The following is a 15,670-nucleotide window of genomic DNA, read 5'->3' as shown; positions in this document are numbered from 1 at the left end:
ACTTCCTGCGTAGGAGTCGCGGTGGCCCGGGGGATCCGCTCCCGACAGGAGCGCCGGCCGACGCCACAGGCTCGCCGTCGGCGGGCCACGAAGCGTCCCGTCCTCGCCTACCGAGCGCTCGGCGTCGCGGCGGGGCTGCTGCTCGACCGCGCGCTGGGCGAGCCGCCGGACGCCTGGCACCCGGTGGCGTGGTTCGGCACGGCCATGGGCCGTGTCGAAGGCCTCACCTACGCCGACCGCCGCAGCGCCGGGGCCGGGTATGCCGTCGTCGGCGCCGGCCTGGGCGCCCTCGCCGGCGCATCCCTCGCCCGGCTCGGGCCGGCGGGTCTGGCCGCTGCGGTGGGGGTGGCGAGCGCCGGACGGATGCTGCGGCATACCTCCCGCGACATCGAGGCACTCCTGCTCGCCGGTGACCTCGACGGCGCCCGCGAGCGCCTGCCCTGGCTCGTCGGACGCGACCCGAGCGGCCTCGACGAGTCCGGCGTCGCGGCGGCCGTGGTCGAGTCGCTCGCGGAGAACACCGTGGACGCCGTCATCGCCCCGGCCTTCTGGGGCCTCGTCGCGGGGGCGCCCGGGGTGCTCGTCCACCGCGCGGTCAACACCATGGACGCGATGGTCGGGCACCGCAGCCCCCGGTATGCGCGTTTCGGCACTGTCGCCGCGCGCGCCGACGACATCCTGGCCTGGGTGCCGGCGCGGCTCTTCGCCGGCCTCGTCGCCCTGGACACCGCCTGTGCACGCTTGCTGGAGCAGAGCGGCGGATATTTCCTCCGCTCCGGTCCAGGAAGGGTGTTCAGGTCCGGGGAGGGACCAGGGACCGTGTTCAGGTCCGAGGGAGGGACAGGCGAGGAGGCAGCGCGGCCACGCGACGTCACGGGGCTCGGTGTCCTGGCGACCGTGCGGCGGGATGCGCCGGCCCACCCCTCCCCCAACGCCGGAGTCGCAGAGAGCGCCGTCGCGGGGGCGCTGGGCGTCGAGCTCGGAGGCCCGCTGGAGTATGCCGGTCGCCGCGAGGAGCGGCCGCGGCTCGGCTCCGGCCCTCGGCCGGGTCCGACCGACATCGCCCGGGCGCGCCGGCTCGTCGACCGGGTGGAGCTCGCCGTCGTGGCCGCGTGCCTCGCTGTCGCGGCCCTCGCGACGCTGCGCCGGCTCCGCTCGGACGCCAGGGCAGCATGATGACGCTGCGCCGGGCCCCGTGGGACGCTGGGGCAGCCCGCAGCGACACCGCATCGAACTGCCCAGGAGCACCCGCATGAGCCTGACCCTGCTCACCGGGGGCGCCCGCAGCGGCAAGTCCGCCCTCGCCGTCCGCCGCGCGCAGCGCAGCGGAGACCCGGTGGTCCTCGTGGCCACCGGGCAGGCGCGGGACGAGGAGATGGCCGACCGGATCTCCCGCCACCAGGCCGAGCGCCCCGCCTCCTGGACGACCGTCGAGGCGCCGCTGGACCTCGTCGACGCCTGCGCGGCCCTCGACCCCGGCGCCTGCGTCGTCGTCGACTGCCTCAGCCTGTGGGTCTCCAACCTCATGGAACACGGCGACGACGAGGAGACCACGCTCGACCGGGCACGGGCGCTGGCTGCGTGGGCCACGGCATACCGGGGCAGCGTGATCGTCGTGACCAACGAGGTCGGGCTGGGGATCGTCCCCATGCACCCGGTGTCGAGGGGATACCGTGACCGTCTGGGTCGGGTCAACGCCGTCCTGGCCCGGGAGGCCGGTCTGGCTCAGCTCGTCGTCGCCGGACGCACCCTGACCCTCGACCCGCAGGAGGACTGACCGCATGGCCGACACCGAGCAGAGCGCCGACCGCGCCCTGATCGAGCGCACGATCGCCGCGATCGGGGGCCCCGACCACGAGAGCTCCGCGGCCGTCGCCCGCGCCCTCGACGGCAAGATGAAGCCGCTGCACAGCCTGGGCCGGCTCGAGGGGCTGGCCGCCCGGGTGGCGAGCATCCGGGGCACCACCACGCCCCGGGTCGACTCCCCCGTCGTGCTCGTGTGCGCCGCCGACCACGGGATCGCGCGGGCCGGGGTGAGCGCATACCCGCAGGAGGTCACCGGGCAGATGCTCGCCGCCTTCGCCGGCGGACGCGCCGCCGTGGCGATCCTCGCGCACCAGGCCGACGCGCAGCTCGTCGTCGCCGACCTCGGGGTGGTCGACCCGCCGCAGCTGCACCCCACGCACGCGTATGCGCCGGTGCTGGACCGGCGGGTGCGCGCCGGGACCGACAACAGCGCCGAGGGCTGGGCCATGACCCGCGCCGAGGCCGAGCAGGCGGTGGCGGTGGGGATCCGGCTGGCCGAGGATCTCATCGAGGACGGCGCCGACCTCATCGCCCTGGGCGAGATGGGCATCGGCAGCACGACGACCGCCAGCATCCTCACCTCCGCGATCCTCGACCGCGACCCGGCGCGCGTCGTGGGCGCCGGGACCGGCCTCGAGGGGGAGGCGCTCGCGCACAAGGTGGAGACGGTCGACGCCGTGCTCGCTCGCCATGAGGACGTCGAGGACCCGTGGGACGTGCTCGCGGCGATGGGCGGGCTGGAGATCGCCGCGCTGGCGGGGGTGGCGCTGGCGTGCGCCGCGCACCGGGTGCCCGCGCTCCTGGACGGGTTCATCAGCACCGCGGGCGCGCTGGTCGCCTGGCGGCTGTGCCCGGCGGCCGCCGACGCGATGATCGCCGCGCACCGCTCGACCGAGCCGGGCCACTCCATGCAACTCGAGGAGATGGGGCTCACCCCGCTGCTCGACCTGCAGATGCGGCTCGGCGAGGCCAGCGGGGCGGCCCTGGCGATCCCGCTGATCCGCTCCAGCCTGGCGCTGCTGCAGGACATGGGCGACCTGGCCGACCTGAGCAGCGGGTCTGCGGGCGCGGACGGCGGCGGTGCGTCGGCCGACGGTGGCTGAGCGCCGATGATCGGCGCGCTGCGGGACGCGACGAGCTTCCTGACCCGGGTGCCGCTGCCGCAGCGCGAGGGCTTCGACCTGGCCCGGGCGGCCTGGGCGTTCCCGGTCGTGGGGGCCGGTGTCGGGGCGGTCGTGGGTGCGGTCGCCTGGGGTGCCGGCCTGCTGGTGCCGCCGCTCGTGGCCGCGACCCTCGCCGTGCTGGCCGAGGTCGTGCTCACCGGCGCCCTGCACCTGGACGGCCTGGCGGACTGCGCCGACGGCTGCGGCGGGCACGACCGCGAGAGCCGGCTGCGGATCATGAAGGACCACGCCGTCGGGGTCTACGGCACGGCCGCCGTGGTGCTCGCGCTGGTGCTGCAGATCGCGGCGGTCCAGACGCTGTTGGTGGCGCTCGAGTGGTGGGGCGTCGTCGCGGTGCTCGCCTCGGTCGGCGCGCTGTCGCGCTCGGGCATGCTCACCGTGGCGCTGCGGTTGCCGTCGGCGCGGCCCGAGGGGACGGCGGGGCCGCTCGTCCAGGGGCTGCGGCCCGGCTCGGTCGTCGTGGCAGGTGGCCTGGCCGCGCTGTCGACGCTCGTGCTCTGGCCGGTCGGGGTCTGGGTGGGGGTAGGCGTCCTGCTCGCCGCCTTCGTCGTGCCGCCGCTCGTCGAGGTGGCGGCGGAGCGGACGCTCGAGGGCGTGACCGGGGACGTGCTCGGCGCCACGGCGGTGCTCACCCAGCTGGCCGGGCTGCTCGCCGCCCTCGCGCTCCTCCCCTGACCCGCCTCCTCCCTGACCCACCTCATCCCCACCGAGCGTCCAGAATGGTGATCTTTCTGCCACCAGACCGGGCGCTCGGGGAGTAGGGCGACCGCCAGAGCGGACGCTCGGTGGGTCGGGAGGCCGCCAGACCGGACGTCCGGTCGGTAGATTGGCGGCCGTGAGCCAGCCCGCCCCGCAGTTCGGCCAGCACCCCGCCCCGCTGCGCACGATCGCCCACGTCAGCGACACCCACCTGCTCGCCGACGGGGCGCTGCAGCTCGGCGCGATCGACACGACGGCCCGGCTCCGTACCGCCCTGGAGCGGCTGACCCGGCTCGACCCGGCGCCCGAGGCGATCGTTATCACCGGTGACCTCGCCGACCTCGGCGAGCCGGCGGCATACCGGCAGCTGCGCGAGCTCGTCGACCCCCTCGCCGCCGACCTGGGCGCGCAGGTGGTCTGGGTCATGGGCAACCACGACGAGCGCCCCGCCTACGCCGCCGAGCTCTTCGGCCGCGAGGTCGGCGTGGACGAGCCGCAGGACGCGGTCTACGACGTCGGCGGCCTCCGGATCATCTCGCTCGACACCACGGTTCCCGGCTACCACCACGGCGAGCTGCGCGACGAGCAGCTCAGGTGGCTCGCCGAGGTCCTCTCGACCCCCGCCGAGCACGGCACGATCCTCGCGCTGCACCACCCACCGATCCCCGTCCCGCTGGTCCCGGCCGCCGCGATCATCGAGCTGCTCGACCAGGACCGGCTCGCGGGCGTGCTCGCCGGCACGGACGTCATCAGCATCCTCGGCGGGCACTTCCACTTCTCCTCGCACTCGACCTTCGCCGGGATCCCGGTGAGCGTGGCTGCGGCGACCTGCTACCTCGAGGACCCGGCGCCGGACGCGCGCTTCACCTCGGCGGTCGACGCGCACCAGTCGGTCAACGTCGTCCACGTGTATGCCGACCGCGTCGTCCACTCGATCGTCCCGGTCGCGCCGGCTCCCGAGGTCGCGGGTCACCCCGCCGAGGTGGCCGCCCAGCTCGCGCAGATGAGCCCGGAGCAGCGCCGCGAGCTGGTCTCCCGCAAGGACTCAGCACTCGGATCCGGGTGAGACGACGCTGACGGGCCCCGCCGCCGCGGCACCTAAGGTGGCCCGGTGCCCGACCTGATCCCCGACTCCTTCGCCGAGCTGGTCCGCGACCGGCCCGCGGACGAGCTGCTCGGGGCGCTGCCGGACCGGGCCGGGCAGCCCCGCGCCGTCGACGGAGCGACCTGGCTGGACGGCCTCCCCGCCCTCCTCGACCGGCTGCTGCAGGACTGGCGGCTGCGCGTCGACGGCCCCAGCCGGCACGGCGAGTGCGCGCTCGTGGTGCCGGTGCGACGGCATACCGGGGAGGCGGCGGCGCTCAAGGTGACCATGCCGCACGCCGAGGCCCGGCACGAGCACCTGGCGCTGCGGGCCTGGGACGGCCGCGGCGCGGTGCGGCTGCTCTCCGCCGACCCGGTCGCCTCCGCGCTGCTGCTGGAGCGTCTCGACGCGGACCGCTGCCTGCGGGACCGGCCGCTGCTCGAGGCGTGCGAGGTCGTCGGCCTGCTCATGCGCGACCTCGACCGGCCAGCACTCCCCCGCATCGACACCGTCGCGACGAAGGCGCAGCGCTGGGCCGAGCAGCTCAGCCGAGGCACCCCGCTCGTGCCGCGCCGGCTCATCGAGCAGGCCGCCTCGACCCTCCCCGACCTGCTGACCGGCACCTCCGCCTCGCTGGTGCACGAGGACCTGCACGACCTCAACGTGCTCGCCCCGCTCCCCGACGCGACCAACCGCGGTGACTGGCTCGCGATCGACCCCAAGCCGGTGGCTGCCGAGTGGGCGTATGCCGTCGCCCCCGTCGTCTGGAACCGCGCCGAGGAGGCGGCCCGGGCGAGCAATCTGCGCACCCACGCCCGGCTGCGCGCCGACGTCGTCGCTGAGGCCGCCGGGCTGGACGAGGACCGGGTGCGGGCCTGGACCTTCGTCCGGCTCGTGCTCAACGCCGTGTGGGCGGCGCCGCACGCGCCCGCCTCCGACGACTTCCGGGCGCGGATGATCGCCCTGGCGAAGGCGTTCACCGACTGAGCGCCGCCGCGCACCCGTATACGCTCGACAGGAAGCACTCCAGGGAGGAGCAGATGGTCCAGCAACACGAGGATGCAGGGCGCGAGCTGTGGACCTGGTGGCGGCTCGTCGTCGTCGCGGTGGCCTGCGGCCTTGGCACTGCGGCGCTGCAGGTGTGGCTGCTGGGCCAGGACAGCGGCACCGCGACGGCGGCCGCAGGGTGGACAGTCCCCATGGTGCTGCCGGCCGCGGCGGCGCTGGCGGCCGGGTGGGTCGACTCTGCAGTGTCGCGTCGCGCTCTCCTGTGGCTCGCGGTGGCGGGCTATGCCGTCCTCGGGGTGTCGAGCCTGCTTTCGGTGGCAGTGGGCTACCTCGCCGCTGGAGGGATGCTGGCGGTGGCGGCTGTCACGTGCTCGGACTCCCGCCGCAACGGCTCGCTGCTCACGGCGGACCCGGGGCACCGGCACTAGGCTCCCCAGTCATGGGCCAGGCATGGGAGCGCACCAAGGAGTACCTCGGCCTGCAAGCGCGCGACCCGGGCGAGCAAGCGATCGTCGACGGCCCGCGGGTCTGCGAGGAGTGCTTCGCGCTCGTCCCGCGCGCCAACGTGGACGACCACACCGCCTGGCACCGGAGGTTGGAGCCGCGGACCCGGTGACTGGCTGAGCGCCGCCGCGACCCCCGGCATACGCTCGAGGGATGCAGACACGGACTATCGGCAACCCCTCCGTCGGCGAGCACCAGGTCGGTGCGATCGGCCTGGGGCTCATGACCTTCGACCAGAGCGGGGAGCAGCCCCGCGAGCAGCTCCTCGACACCGTCCGCGCCGCGCTGGACGCGGGCGTGACGCTCTTCGACACGGCGGACGCCTATGGCCCGGGTGACAAGGGCGCCGGCGCGCAGGGCGAGAACGAGCGCCTCATCGCCTCCCTGCTCGACGAGCTCGGCGTGCGCGACCAGGTCCTGCTCGCGACCAAGGGCGGACACGTGCGCACCGACGGCGGCGACTGGGACACCGACAGCACCCGCAGCCACCTCACCTCGGCGGTCGACGCCAGCCTCGAGCGGCTCGGGGTCGAGCAGATCGCCCTCTGGCAGCACCACCGCCCCGACCCGGACACCTCGGACGAGGAGACGTTCGCCACGCTCAAGCACATCGCCGACTCCGGCAAGGTCGCGATGATCGGTCTGTCCAACGCCGACCCGGCCCAGATCCGCGCGGCGCACGAGGTCCTCGGCGACGCGCTGGTGAGCGTGCAGAACCAGTTCAGCCCGAAGTTCCGCAGCAGCCACCCCGAGATCGAGGTATGCACGGAGCTGGGTCTGGCGTTCCTGCCCTGGTCCCCGCTCGGTGGCCTCAACGACGCCAAGCAGCTCGACGAGCATCACCCTGCCTTCGCCGAGGTCGCGAAGGAGCGCGGCGTCAGCCCGCAGCAGGTGGCCCTGGCCTGGGAGCTCGCCCAGTCGCCGGTCGTCATCCCGATCCCCGGCGCCAAGCGGCCCCAGTCGGTCACCGACTCCGCGGCGGCAGCCGACCTGGAGCTCACCGAGGAGGAGCTGGCCCGCCTGGAGGCCTGAGGCCGGCAGGGTCGTCGAAGGGCTCGCCGCTCGCGTCGTCCTGAGCAGATCGCTCGGTGAACCTGGCAGGTCAGGTCGCCGGTGAGCATGCTCGAGGCAGGGCTGTGGGCCGGCCCGTCGGGGGCCGGCTGCGGGGCGTGGTTGTCACAGGTGCCAGGTCACAGTGCCGCCACGGATCGTGGCGCTCAGATCGTGCTGGTGGACGTGCGTGTGATGTCGCCCGCAGAGCAGCGCCAGATTCGTCAGGTCCGTGTCACCACCGCGGGCCCAGTGCTCCACGTGGTGGGAGTCGCACCACTGCGGGGGCGCACTGCACCCCGGGAAGGTGCAACCGCCATCACGCACGGCCAGCGCCTTCCACTGCGCTGGTGTCGCGAACCGTGAGGTCTCCCCCAGCATCAACGGCTCCCCTTCGGGCGAGACCCACACCGGCGTCACATCCCCCACGCAGGCGTGCTGCGCCGCTGCACGTGGCGGGACGAAGTCACCGTTGGTCGTGAATGCCGGACCACCACCTGGCCCGCCCTCGGCCGGATCGAACGGGATGAGCAGCATCACCGTGGACCGGGCCTGGGAGGGCCCGGCCCCAGGGTTCGAGACGCCGCGGTTGATCACCGTCGCCAACGCGTCGAAGCGGCGCTGACCGGGCGAGCGCAGGTCGGCCTCGGTGATCTGACCGTGCTCGTCCTTCACCGGCGTCGGCGCTGCCAGCGACGACGTGAGGACCCCCGAGATCGTCGCTGCCTCGCCAGCCGGCGCATCGATCGTGAACCGCGTCACCCCCCGCCCGATCTTCCGGCTCGTCACCGACCTCAGCTCATGCGCGGCCCTTTCCCGCTCACCCGGCGCCTTCTCCTCCAGCAAGTCCTCGATCAGCCGCTGGCACACCTTCGACAGATCCCGGTCCGACAGGTCCCTGCGAGCCGCCGCCCGGATCGCGATGCCGGTGTAGTCCTCGACCTGATCCACCTCCAACGACGACCGCAGCCGGCTCATCGTCCGCGCCACCAGCGCCGCGCGGTGGATCGGCACCCTGCCGGCCGCCACCGCATCACCGATCGCGGCCATCGCCGGGTCCGAAGCGGCCGTGACGATCGCGGTCATCTGCGTGATGTCCTGGACCGACATCCATGGGCACCGCACCCGCAACCAGTCCACGAGGGACAGCGACAACACCGTGTGCAGCCCTCGCGACGCCGCCTCCCGCGCGAGGATGAAGCCCACTGCGCCCAGCTGCGTCGTCAGCTCTCCGACCGCCTCGACCGCGCCCACCAGTCCCTCATCCAGGACGGTGACCACCTCGTCGGCGGTCAGCGACGACCGCGCCAGCCCGCGCCTGGCTCCCGTCAGCCCTTCCTGCAACTCCTGCGCGGGAAGGTCCTGGCCACTACCGGCCAGGGCGGCAGCGACATCGTCCATCAACTCCCGGTAGGCCGCGGCATCCATCGCCTCGGTGTCATCGAACCCGGCCCACACGTCGTCCGCATCGAAGGGCACCACGACCGGCGCCGCCTCGGCCGCAGCAGCCCCGCCGCCATCAGCAACCGCACGCAGCTGCGCCACCGCCGTCTTCTGCTGCCACGGCCACGGCTCCGCAGCGACGTCAGCAGCGACCACCCACGGGTCTACCCCGCCACGCTCGCCACCACTCGCCATCTCCATGGACACACTCCACCACCAGCCACCGACATACCCGCTGACCTGCAACGATGTCCTAACTGAACGACTCGTGGGTCGTCAGGGCACCAGTGGGAGCGCGAGCATCTCGCGCACCGCGGCGACATCCCCCGTGATGTCCACCGTCTGACCGGTGTTCCGCCGCCACAGGGTCGACAGCAGGTCTGCCGCCGTGCCGCGGAGCGCCCCTACCGGCTCACCTACACCGAGTGCCCAGGTGAGACCCACGTCCGACGCGACGAGAGCGATGGCGTGGTCCGGCAAGATCACGGACCCCTCCGCCTGCCGAAGTCTGACCAACGTGTCGAGGACCTCGCTGACCCCGTCGCTAGCCAGCGTGGCGTCCACGGGGGACGGCTTGCCCAACGCCTGCTCCACGTCGATGCGATGCACCAGACTCTCCATCGCCTGCCGGCGCCGCCAGAACGCCACGGACCGACCCTGAGGATCGAACGACCACGCGGGTCTCTCCGGCGGGAGTCGCAGGAGATCCACCATCTCGGCAGTACCTGCGGCCAACCACGGCGCGAGGTCGACCTCGGCACCAGGCAGGTGCGCCCGCGATCCCCCCGACGGCTCTCGGTGCCGGACGGCATGGATCACCATGCGGTGGACCCCGCCCAGGTGCCCGACGACTACCGCGACGTCCCACTCGGGGCAGGCGGCGACCGGCCGGGCGAGGTCCTGGGGGTCGGCCGCACCGAGGAGCTGGACGATCCGAGAGACATCGGCCTCGACGTGACCGAGATAGTCAGGGAGGGGCTTGTTCATCTCCCCCTCCATGCCCGAAGCCTACTCGTGAGCACGCCTGCGCATCCGGCCGTCACAGGGCATGCACAGTGTCCCCGCTCAGCGGCGCGCGGACTCGTACCTCGACAACGCCTCCTTGCGCTCCTCGGCGTGGTCGACGATGCGCTCGGGGTAGCCCTCGGCATACCCGTCGTCGTGGTTCCACGGCTGGTGCGCGGACTTGCCGGAGAGGTGGCGCAGCTCGGGCACCCAGCGGCGGACGTAGTCGCCGGTCGGGTCGAACTTCTCGCCCTGCGTGATGGGGTTGAAGACGCGGAAGTAGGGCGAGGCGTCGGTGCCGGTCCCGGCGACCCACTGCCAGCCGTGATTGTTGCTGGCGATGTCGCCGTCGACGAGCCGGTCGAGGAACCAGCGGGCGCCGGTCGGCCACCACACGTGCAGGTCCTTGGTGAGGAAGCTGGCGGTGATCATCCGCACCCGGTTGTGCATCCAGCCGACCTCGCGCAGCTGCCGCATGCCCGCGTCGACGACGGGGAAGCCGGTGCGCCCGTCCTTCCATGCCTCGATTGCGTCGTCCGGCTCGTCGTAGTCCATCCCGGGCAGCGCGTCGCGCAGGTCCTCCCACGCGCTGCGCGGGTTCTGGAAGAGCACGTCGGCGTAGAACTCCCGCCAGGCGATCTCCTGCTCGAAGGTCTGCGCTCCCTGCGAGCGCTTGTCGGCGAGGTCGGCCAGGATCGTCCGCGGGTGGATCGCGCCGATCTTGAGGTAGGCCGAGAGCCGGCTGGTGCCGTCGATGGCGGGCTTGTCGCGGTCGCCGTCGTAGTCGTCGAGCGCCTCGTCGCGGAAGTCGCGCCACCGCTGCAGCGCGGCCTTCTCCCCCGCCTCGGGCATCGTCGGCAGGTCGTCCTCGCGGAACGCCTTGTCGAGCATGTCGAGCGCCTTCTGGTGGCTGTCCACCTCGACCAGGTCGAGGGAGCGCGGGTATGCCGCGGGCTCGGGCCAGCCGTGGTCGTGCCAGGCGCGGTGGAAGGGGGTGTAGACCTTGTAGGGGTCGCCCGAGCCGTTGCGGACGAGCCCCGGGCCGACGGCATACGGGGTACCCGTCTCGACCCAGTCGATCTCCTTGTCCTCGAGCGCCTCCTGGACCTTCTTGTCGCGACGCTGACCGGCGGGCGTGACCTCGCGGGTGACGTGCACCGAGCCCGCCTCGATCTCGGCGGCGACCTGAGGCACGACCTTCGCCGGGTCACCGTGGCGGATGACCAGCCGCCCGTCGAAGTCTTCCTTCGCGGCCTCCAGGCTCGCCGTCAGCCAGGCTCGCCGGACCGGACCGCCGCGCTCCCAGAGACCGGGGTCGACGACAAAGAGCACGGCGATGCCCTCGTCCCCGCCCGCGTCGCGGGCGGCGAGCAACGCCGGATGGTCACCACGGCGTAGGTCGCGACGGAGCCAGAGCAGGGCGGTCAACGACATACCTCACAGGTCATGGACCCGACCCTAGGTCGGCCGGGGGCGGGTGGCCAGCACTAGTCGCCGAAGGACTCCAGCAGCGCCTCGACCGCGTCTTTGCCGAGCTGGTTGGCGGCCAGCGGGCTGTCGCCGGTGAGGACGTTGCGGTCGCGCGTCGTGGCGCCCGACATGTCGTCGTTCTGCACGGTCAGGCCCTGCTCGGTGAGGGTCTCGCCCAGCTTCCACGGCATCTCGCCGGGCAGGTAGCCGATGTCGAGGTTGGCACCGAAGTCCAGGGCGTCGGGGAAGGCGACCACGGAGTAGCCGGAGAGCGGGTTGGTGTCGCGCCCTATCCCGGCGGCGACGAAGGCTGCAGGCCCGTGGCAGATCGAGATGATGAGGCGGTCGTGGTCCAGGAACCAGTCGAGGGCGCGCTGCACGTCCGGGCTGGAGGGGAGCCCGTTCATCGCGCCGTGCCCGCCGGGGATGAAGACCGCGGCGTAGTCGTCCAGCCCGGCGTCGATGACGTCGGCCAGCCGGTGCGGAGCCTTGAACGCCGCGCGCGTCGCGTCCCAGGTGCCGGTGACGGCCTCGTCCTCGCGGGGGAAGGCCCACCACTCGACCTTGCCCGGTCCACCGGAAATGGTGGCGATGTCTACGGCATACCCGGCCTGCATGATGTGGTGCATCGGCAGCAGGGTCTCGACGGGGTGGTTGCCGGTGGAGAAGAAGGTGCCGTTGCGCATGAGCATGTAGCGCTCGTCGGTGGCGATGACGAGCACCTTCCACCGGTCGCCTGTGTAGGTCTGCTCGGTCCCCAGACCGTCGAAGTTGGTCGTGTCGGCGGTGTACTGGCTCAGCGAGTAGGGCGAGGGGAAGAAGGCGTTGTCCTCGGCCGGGTCTGCGGTGGGCTGACGGTCTTCGGTCTGCGACATCGGTGCTCCCTGTCTCGTATGCCTGACTCCCCTGCCCGGTGGACAGGGCTTGCCAGTGTGCACCACGAGGGAGTGGTGCGCGAGCGAGACCTGTCGCTCGCACGCGAGGCACGGCATAGTGGGGCCCATGAAGATCGCGGTGCCCACAGAGGTCAAGAACAACGAGTTCCGGGTGGCCATCACCCCGGTCGGCGTGCACGAGCTGGTGCGGCGCGGGCACGAGGTCTTCGTGCAGCAGGGCGCCGGGCTCGGCTCCTCGATCAGCGACGAGGAGTATGTCGCGCAGGGCGCCACGATCGTCCACGGCCCGGATGACACGTGGGCCGCGGGCGAGATGGTGCTCAAGGTCAAGGAGCCGATCGAGCAGGAGTACTCCTACCTGCGCGACGACCTGACACTCTTCACCTACCTGCATCTGGCCGCCGACGAGCCGCTCACCCGGCGCCTGGTCGAGGCGGGCACGACGGCGATTGCCTACGAGACCGTGCAGCTGCCGAGCGGGATGCTGCCGCTGCTCTATCCGATGTCGGAGGTCGCCGGGTGCCTCGCACCGCAGGTCGGGGCGCACACGATGATGAAGGCCTCCGGCGGACGGGGCGTGCTCATGGGCGGTATCGGCGGCGTGGCCAACGCCAAGGTGCTCGTGCTCGGCGGCGGCGTCGCAGGGCAGAACGCCGCCAACATCGCGCTCGGCATGGGCGCCGACGTGACCATCCTCGACACCGACCTCGACAAGCTGCGCACGCTCTTCTGGCGCTTCGACAACCAGGTTAAGCAGCTCGCGTCCAACAACTTGACGATCAGCGAGCTCGTGCCGGAGGCCGACATGGTCATCGGCACCGTGCTCATCCCCGGCGCCAAGGCACCCAAGCTCGTCACCGACGACATGGTCGCCACGATGAAACCGGGCTCGGTGCTCGTGGACGTCGCCATCGACCAGGGCGGCTGCTTCGAGGGCTCCCGGCCGACCACGCACGCCGACCCGACCTTCCCGATGCACAACTCGCTCTACTACTGCGTCGCCAACATGCCCGGCGCGGTGCCGCACACGTCGACGTGGGCTCTGACCAACGCCACGCTTCCGTATGCCGTGCAGCTCGCCGATAAGGGTTGGGAGCAGGCGCTGCGCGACAACGCCTCCCTGGCGAAGGGGCTCAACACCCACGCGGGGAAGCTCACCTACGGCGCTGTGGGCGAGGCGTTCGGTATGGAGTCGGTCGCCGTCGAGGAAGTGCTCGCCTGAGGCTGGGCGTCTGTGCCAGACACTGCCGACTGGCCGCACCCCGGCGGCTCTCCCGGTGGCAGTCACACCACGCCTGCCTGGGCAGGGTCCTCCTTTTGCAGGCTAGTCCGACGCTCGTGACAGACCGGATTTGCCGATCGGCTTGCCCTAGTCAGGGCTGTATGGGTGATCGGCCGCACCGAGGGCCGGTACATCGCTGTCATGCCGAGAGTCGGATGCGGACTGGGCTAGTGTGTTGCCCGCCGAGACGTACCTCACCGGGAGGGTGGCCATACCCGATCCGCCGAGTTGGGGTTCGAGTCGACCGCTCGCTTAGGAGCGGAATGCAGCCAGAGCCAGATTCGACACTAGGGTAGTGCTCAAGACCGAGCTCGCCGCCGTTGATTACCTGCGACCAAGGGGGAAGGATTGGGAGCGTTCGACCCAGTGATTGGCCTCTGGTGGCGAGCTGACCGACCAGACGAGCGATTGCCAGGGTATTTGGAGCAGCGTTCAGGGCGCCGAGCGAGCCCTTGGCGCCTGACGTTGCATGGCCAGTTCGACGACGCGCCTTCAACGCCCGGACTCGTGCAGTATCAGACGTTGTTCGGGGAGACGCCTTCGGGACCTTTTACGCTGACCGGGGCAAGTTTGTCCAGCGGTCCATCTGGCCTTCACTCAGTGGCCGTTAAGGAGACCATCTGGAGCGCGTGGCAGTTGCTGCAGGGAGGCCACGTCGACGACCAACAGCCTTACGGTGAGGCCGTATTCGAGATTCCCGGTCTGTTGCATTGGCTCGGACCGACTGGCCTCAACGTTCACATGCAAGCAGAAGTCCACGCAGGGGAGGGGCGGTGGGATCGACCTGCAGACGGAGAGGAGCCACGACGGCTCGAGTCAAAGTTGGACGACGACCTCCGGCTCACCTTGGGTCCCAGCAGTTCGCATAAGTTCGGTCGCGACAGTGACTTAAAGACATACGGCGCCACCTACGCGGTGACTTCAGCCGCAGGGGTCAGACTGGAGGTCCTTACGCGGGTCAGTGCCGCTTTGGCGGACCTGCACGCCATTGTGACCGGCGCACCGATGCAGGCCTATAACATGCGGCTAGTCACGACGGGTGAGCAAGTGCTCACCGTCGTCGACGCGAGCCGACCGGTTGGGCGACGGTGGAGCCGGTCAGGCCTCAGGGATCCATTCCTCGACACCGCCGAGATCGACTTCGAGTCGTTTATCCCGCGCTGGCTGGGCTTGTGCCAAGACCTACCTGTGGCCGTCGCGGCAGCCGTTCCACGGAACGACCGGCAGTTCGTCCAGAGCAAGTTCATCGACACGTGCAATGGACTAGAAGCTCTGGCTGCGCACAAGTGGGACGACGCGCCGTTGAGCGATCAAGAGGAGGGCTTGCTCAAGACCCTAAAGGATGTCGGGGTCAACAGGGACTTGCGGGACGCGGTCAAACTAACCCTGCGCATGCGGCGCTTCCCACTACAGAAAAAGCTGGAACGACTGGCTGAGGTGCTCGGTGAACAGTCCGCACAGTGGCTCTTGGGACATCCAGTGTCAGCCTGGGCAGAGCTCAGTGCCAGCTTGCGAAACAGCCTCGCTCATGGGTTCGCGATGAAAGGCGGCCTAGGTGATGACGACCTGTTTGTCATATTGGCCCAGCAGGCGGCCCACCAGTTGTTGTCCCTGGCATTGCTGCAGGAAGCGGGCTACAACAACGAGCGTTCGCCCAAGCCCGGTGAGCTGCTGTGGCAGTCAGGACGAAGCAACGCTGGGCACCCGAACTCGGTTCTCTTCGACAACCTTGAGTTCGTAGCGTTTCATGCGGACCGCTGGAGGGGCTGGAAGGCGGCGGCCAGCGACAGTTCCTCGAGCGCGGGAACTGCGTAGCCCGCCGCAGGCTTCCTGGGAGGGAGATGGTCGACCGGCCGTTCAGCGCACTCTTCTGCCGCCACCAGCGTGGTCGCTCGCTTCGTGCGCGTCGGCCTATCTGTCGCTCGGCCGCTCGCGTGAGTTGACATCACGGAAGGACGATCACCGAGGGTCAACGAGTGCGCCTGAGCGAGCAGAGACGGTTCACGGTCGAATAGGCTGAGGCGCATGGGCCGGTCACAGGGTGGCGAGGTGCGGGCATCTGTGGTGAGCGCGACGATGCTGGCGGTCGTGATCCTAGCCGCGTGCGCGCCGAGCGGTGATGGGGCCGGGGCCAGTAAGGACGCCTTAGCCTCGATCCACCGATGACCTGGGGGTTGTGAGCGTGCCGTAACGAGGAGATGCCCTGCCGTGCTGGGAGATTGGGACTTGCGACGGTTCC

15 protein-coding genes are annotated in these 15,670 nt (G+C 71.3%); 11 read left to right on the top strand and 4 right to left on the bottom strand.

Annotation, left to right across the window (positions count from 1 at the left end):
* Positions 1 to 21 precede the first annotated feature (21 nt).
* The 9 genes from SGUI_RS10890 (at position 22) to SGUI_RS10855 (ending at position 7,317) form a co-directional block, all read left to right on the top strand.
* Positions 22 to 1,176 carry a CobD/CbiB family cobalamin biosynthesis protein gene (locus SGUI_RS10890; protein ID WP_066639946.1) on the top strand — a complete coding sequence of 385 codons (1,155 nt, stop codon included), beginning with the start codon at positions 22 to 24 and terminating at the stop codon, positions 1,174 to 1,176.
* A 76-nt stretch (positions 1,177 to 1,252) separates the two neighbouring features.
* Positions 1,253 to 1,777, top strand: a complete 525-nt coding sequence (cobU, locus tag SGUI_RS10885; RefSeq protein ID WP_066639942.1) for a bifunctional adenosylcobinamide kinase/adenosylcobinamide-phosphate guanylyltransferase — start codon at positions 1,253 to 1,255, stop codon at positions 1,775 to 1,777.
* A gap of 4 nt (positions 1,778 to 1,781) precedes the next feature.
* Positions 1,782 to 2,909: a nicotinate-nucleotide--dimethylbenzimidazole phosphoribosyltransferase gene (gene cobT / locus SGUI_RS10880; RefSeq protein ID WP_066639939.1), complete on the top strand. Its 1,128-nt coding sequence runs from the start codon at positions 1,782 to 1,784 to the stop codon at positions 2,907 to 2,909.
* A gap of 6 nt (positions 2,910 to 2,915) precedes the next feature.
* Positions 2,916 to 3,665, top strand: a complete 750-nt coding sequence (gene cobS / locus SGUI_RS10875; protein ID WP_066639936.1) for an adenosylcobinamide-GDP ribazoletransferase — start codon at positions 2,916 to 2,918, stop codon at positions 3,663 to 3,665.
* 160 nt (positions 3,666 to 3,825) lie between these two features.
* Complete coding sequence (locus tag SGUI_RS10870) at positions 3,826 to 4,755, top strand: phosphodiesterase (RefSeq protein WP_335675142.1); 930 nt, start codon at positions 3,826 to 3,828, stop codon at positions 4,753 to 4,755.
* 45 nt (positions 4,756 to 4,800) lie between these two features.
* On the top strand, positions 4,801 to 5,760 hold the full coding sequence (locus tag SGUI_RS10865) for an aminoglycoside phosphotransferase family protein (RefSeq protein ID WP_066639931.1): 960 nt from the start codon (positions 4,801 to 4,803) through the stop codon (positions 5,758 to 5,760).
* 53 nt (positions 5,761 to 5,813) lie between these two features.
* On the top strand, positions 5,814 to 6,209 hold the full coding sequence (locus tag SGUI_RS10860; protein WP_066639928.1) for a hypothetical protein: 396 nt from the start codon (positions 5,814 to 5,816) through the stop codon (positions 6,207 to 6,209).
* Between the two features lie 11 nt (positions 6,210 to 6,220).
* Positions 6,221 to 6,397, top strand: coding sequence for a hypothetical protein (locus SGUI_RS17485; RefSeq protein WP_157621813.1), 177 nt, complete (start codon positions 6,221 to 6,223; stop codon positions 6,395 to 6,397).
* A 41-nt stretch (positions 6,398 to 6,438) separates the two neighbouring features.
* Entirely contained in the window at positions 6,439 to 7,317 is an 879-nt protein-coding gene (locus SGUI_RS10855) for an aldo/keto reductase (protein WP_066639925.1), read from the top strand.
* Positions 7,318 to 7,461: 144 nt separating this feature from the next.
* On the opposite strand, the gene SGUI_RS10850 is transcribed toward SGUI_RS10855, so the two are convergent.
* The 4 genes from SGUI_RS10850 to hchA all read right to left on the bottom strand — a co-directional run bounded on the left by SGUI_RS10850 (position 7,462) and on the right by hchA (position 12,128).
* Positions 7,462 to 8,880 carry an HNH endonuclease signature motif containing protein gene (locus SGUI_RS10850; RefSeq protein ID WP_191090897.1) on the bottom strand — a complete coding sequence of 473 codons (1,419 nt, stop codon included), beginning with the start codon at positions 8,878 to 8,880 and terminating at the stop codon, positions 7,462 to 7,464.
* Positions 8,881 to 9,054: 174 nt separating this feature from the next.
* Positions 9,055 to 9,777, bottom strand: a complete 723-nt coding sequence (locus tag SGUI_RS10845; protein WP_083190634.1) for a maleylpyruvate isomerase family mycothiol-dependent enzyme — start codon at positions 9,775 to 9,777, stop codon at positions 9,055 to 9,057.
* A 66-nt stretch (positions 9,778 to 9,843) separates the two neighbouring features.
* The gene (locus tag SGUI_RS10840; protein WP_083190858.1) at positions 9,844 to 11,211 is read right to left on the bottom strand and encodes a cryptochrome/photolyase family protein; all 1,368 of its coding nucleotides are present in this window, start codon (positions 11,209 to 11,211) and stop codon (positions 9,844 to 9,846) included.
* 59 nt (positions 11,212 to 11,270) lie between these two features.
* Complete coding sequence (gene hchA / locus SGUI_RS10835; RefSeq protein ID WP_066639914.1) at positions 11,271 to 12,128, bottom strand: glyoxalase III HchA; 858 nt, start codon at positions 12,126 to 12,128, stop codon at positions 11,271 to 11,273.
* Between the two features lie 127 nt (positions 12,129 to 12,255).
* Between hchA and ald the strand changes: the two genes are divergently transcribed.
* Together ald and SGUI_RS10825 are read left to right on the top strand one after the other, a co-directional pair.
* On the top strand, positions 12,256 to 13,371 hold the full coding sequence (ald, locus tag SGUI_RS10830) for an alanine dehydrogenase (RefSeq protein ID WP_066639912.1): 1,116 nt from the start codon (positions 12,256 to 12,258) through the stop codon (positions 13,369 to 13,371).
* 426 nt (positions 13,372 to 13,797) lie between these two features.
* Positions 13,798 to 15,246, top strand: a complete 1,449-nt coding sequence (locus SGUI_RS10825) for an ApeA N-terminal domain 1-containing protein (protein WP_237141506.1) — start codon at positions 13,798 to 13,800, stop codon at positions 15,244 to 15,246.
* The last annotated feature ends 424 nt before the right edge of the window (positions 15,247 to 15,670 follow it).

It is taken from the genome of Serinicoccus hydrothermalis (assembly GCF_001685415.1).
In the GTDB taxonomy this organism is placed as follows: domain Bacteria; phylum Actinomycetota; class Actinomycetes; order Actinomycetales; family Dermatophilaceae; genus Ornithinicoccus; species Ornithinicoccus hydrothermalis.
Note: the sequence above shows the minus strand (reverse complement) of the source record. Positions and strands in the feature narration are given on the sequence as shown.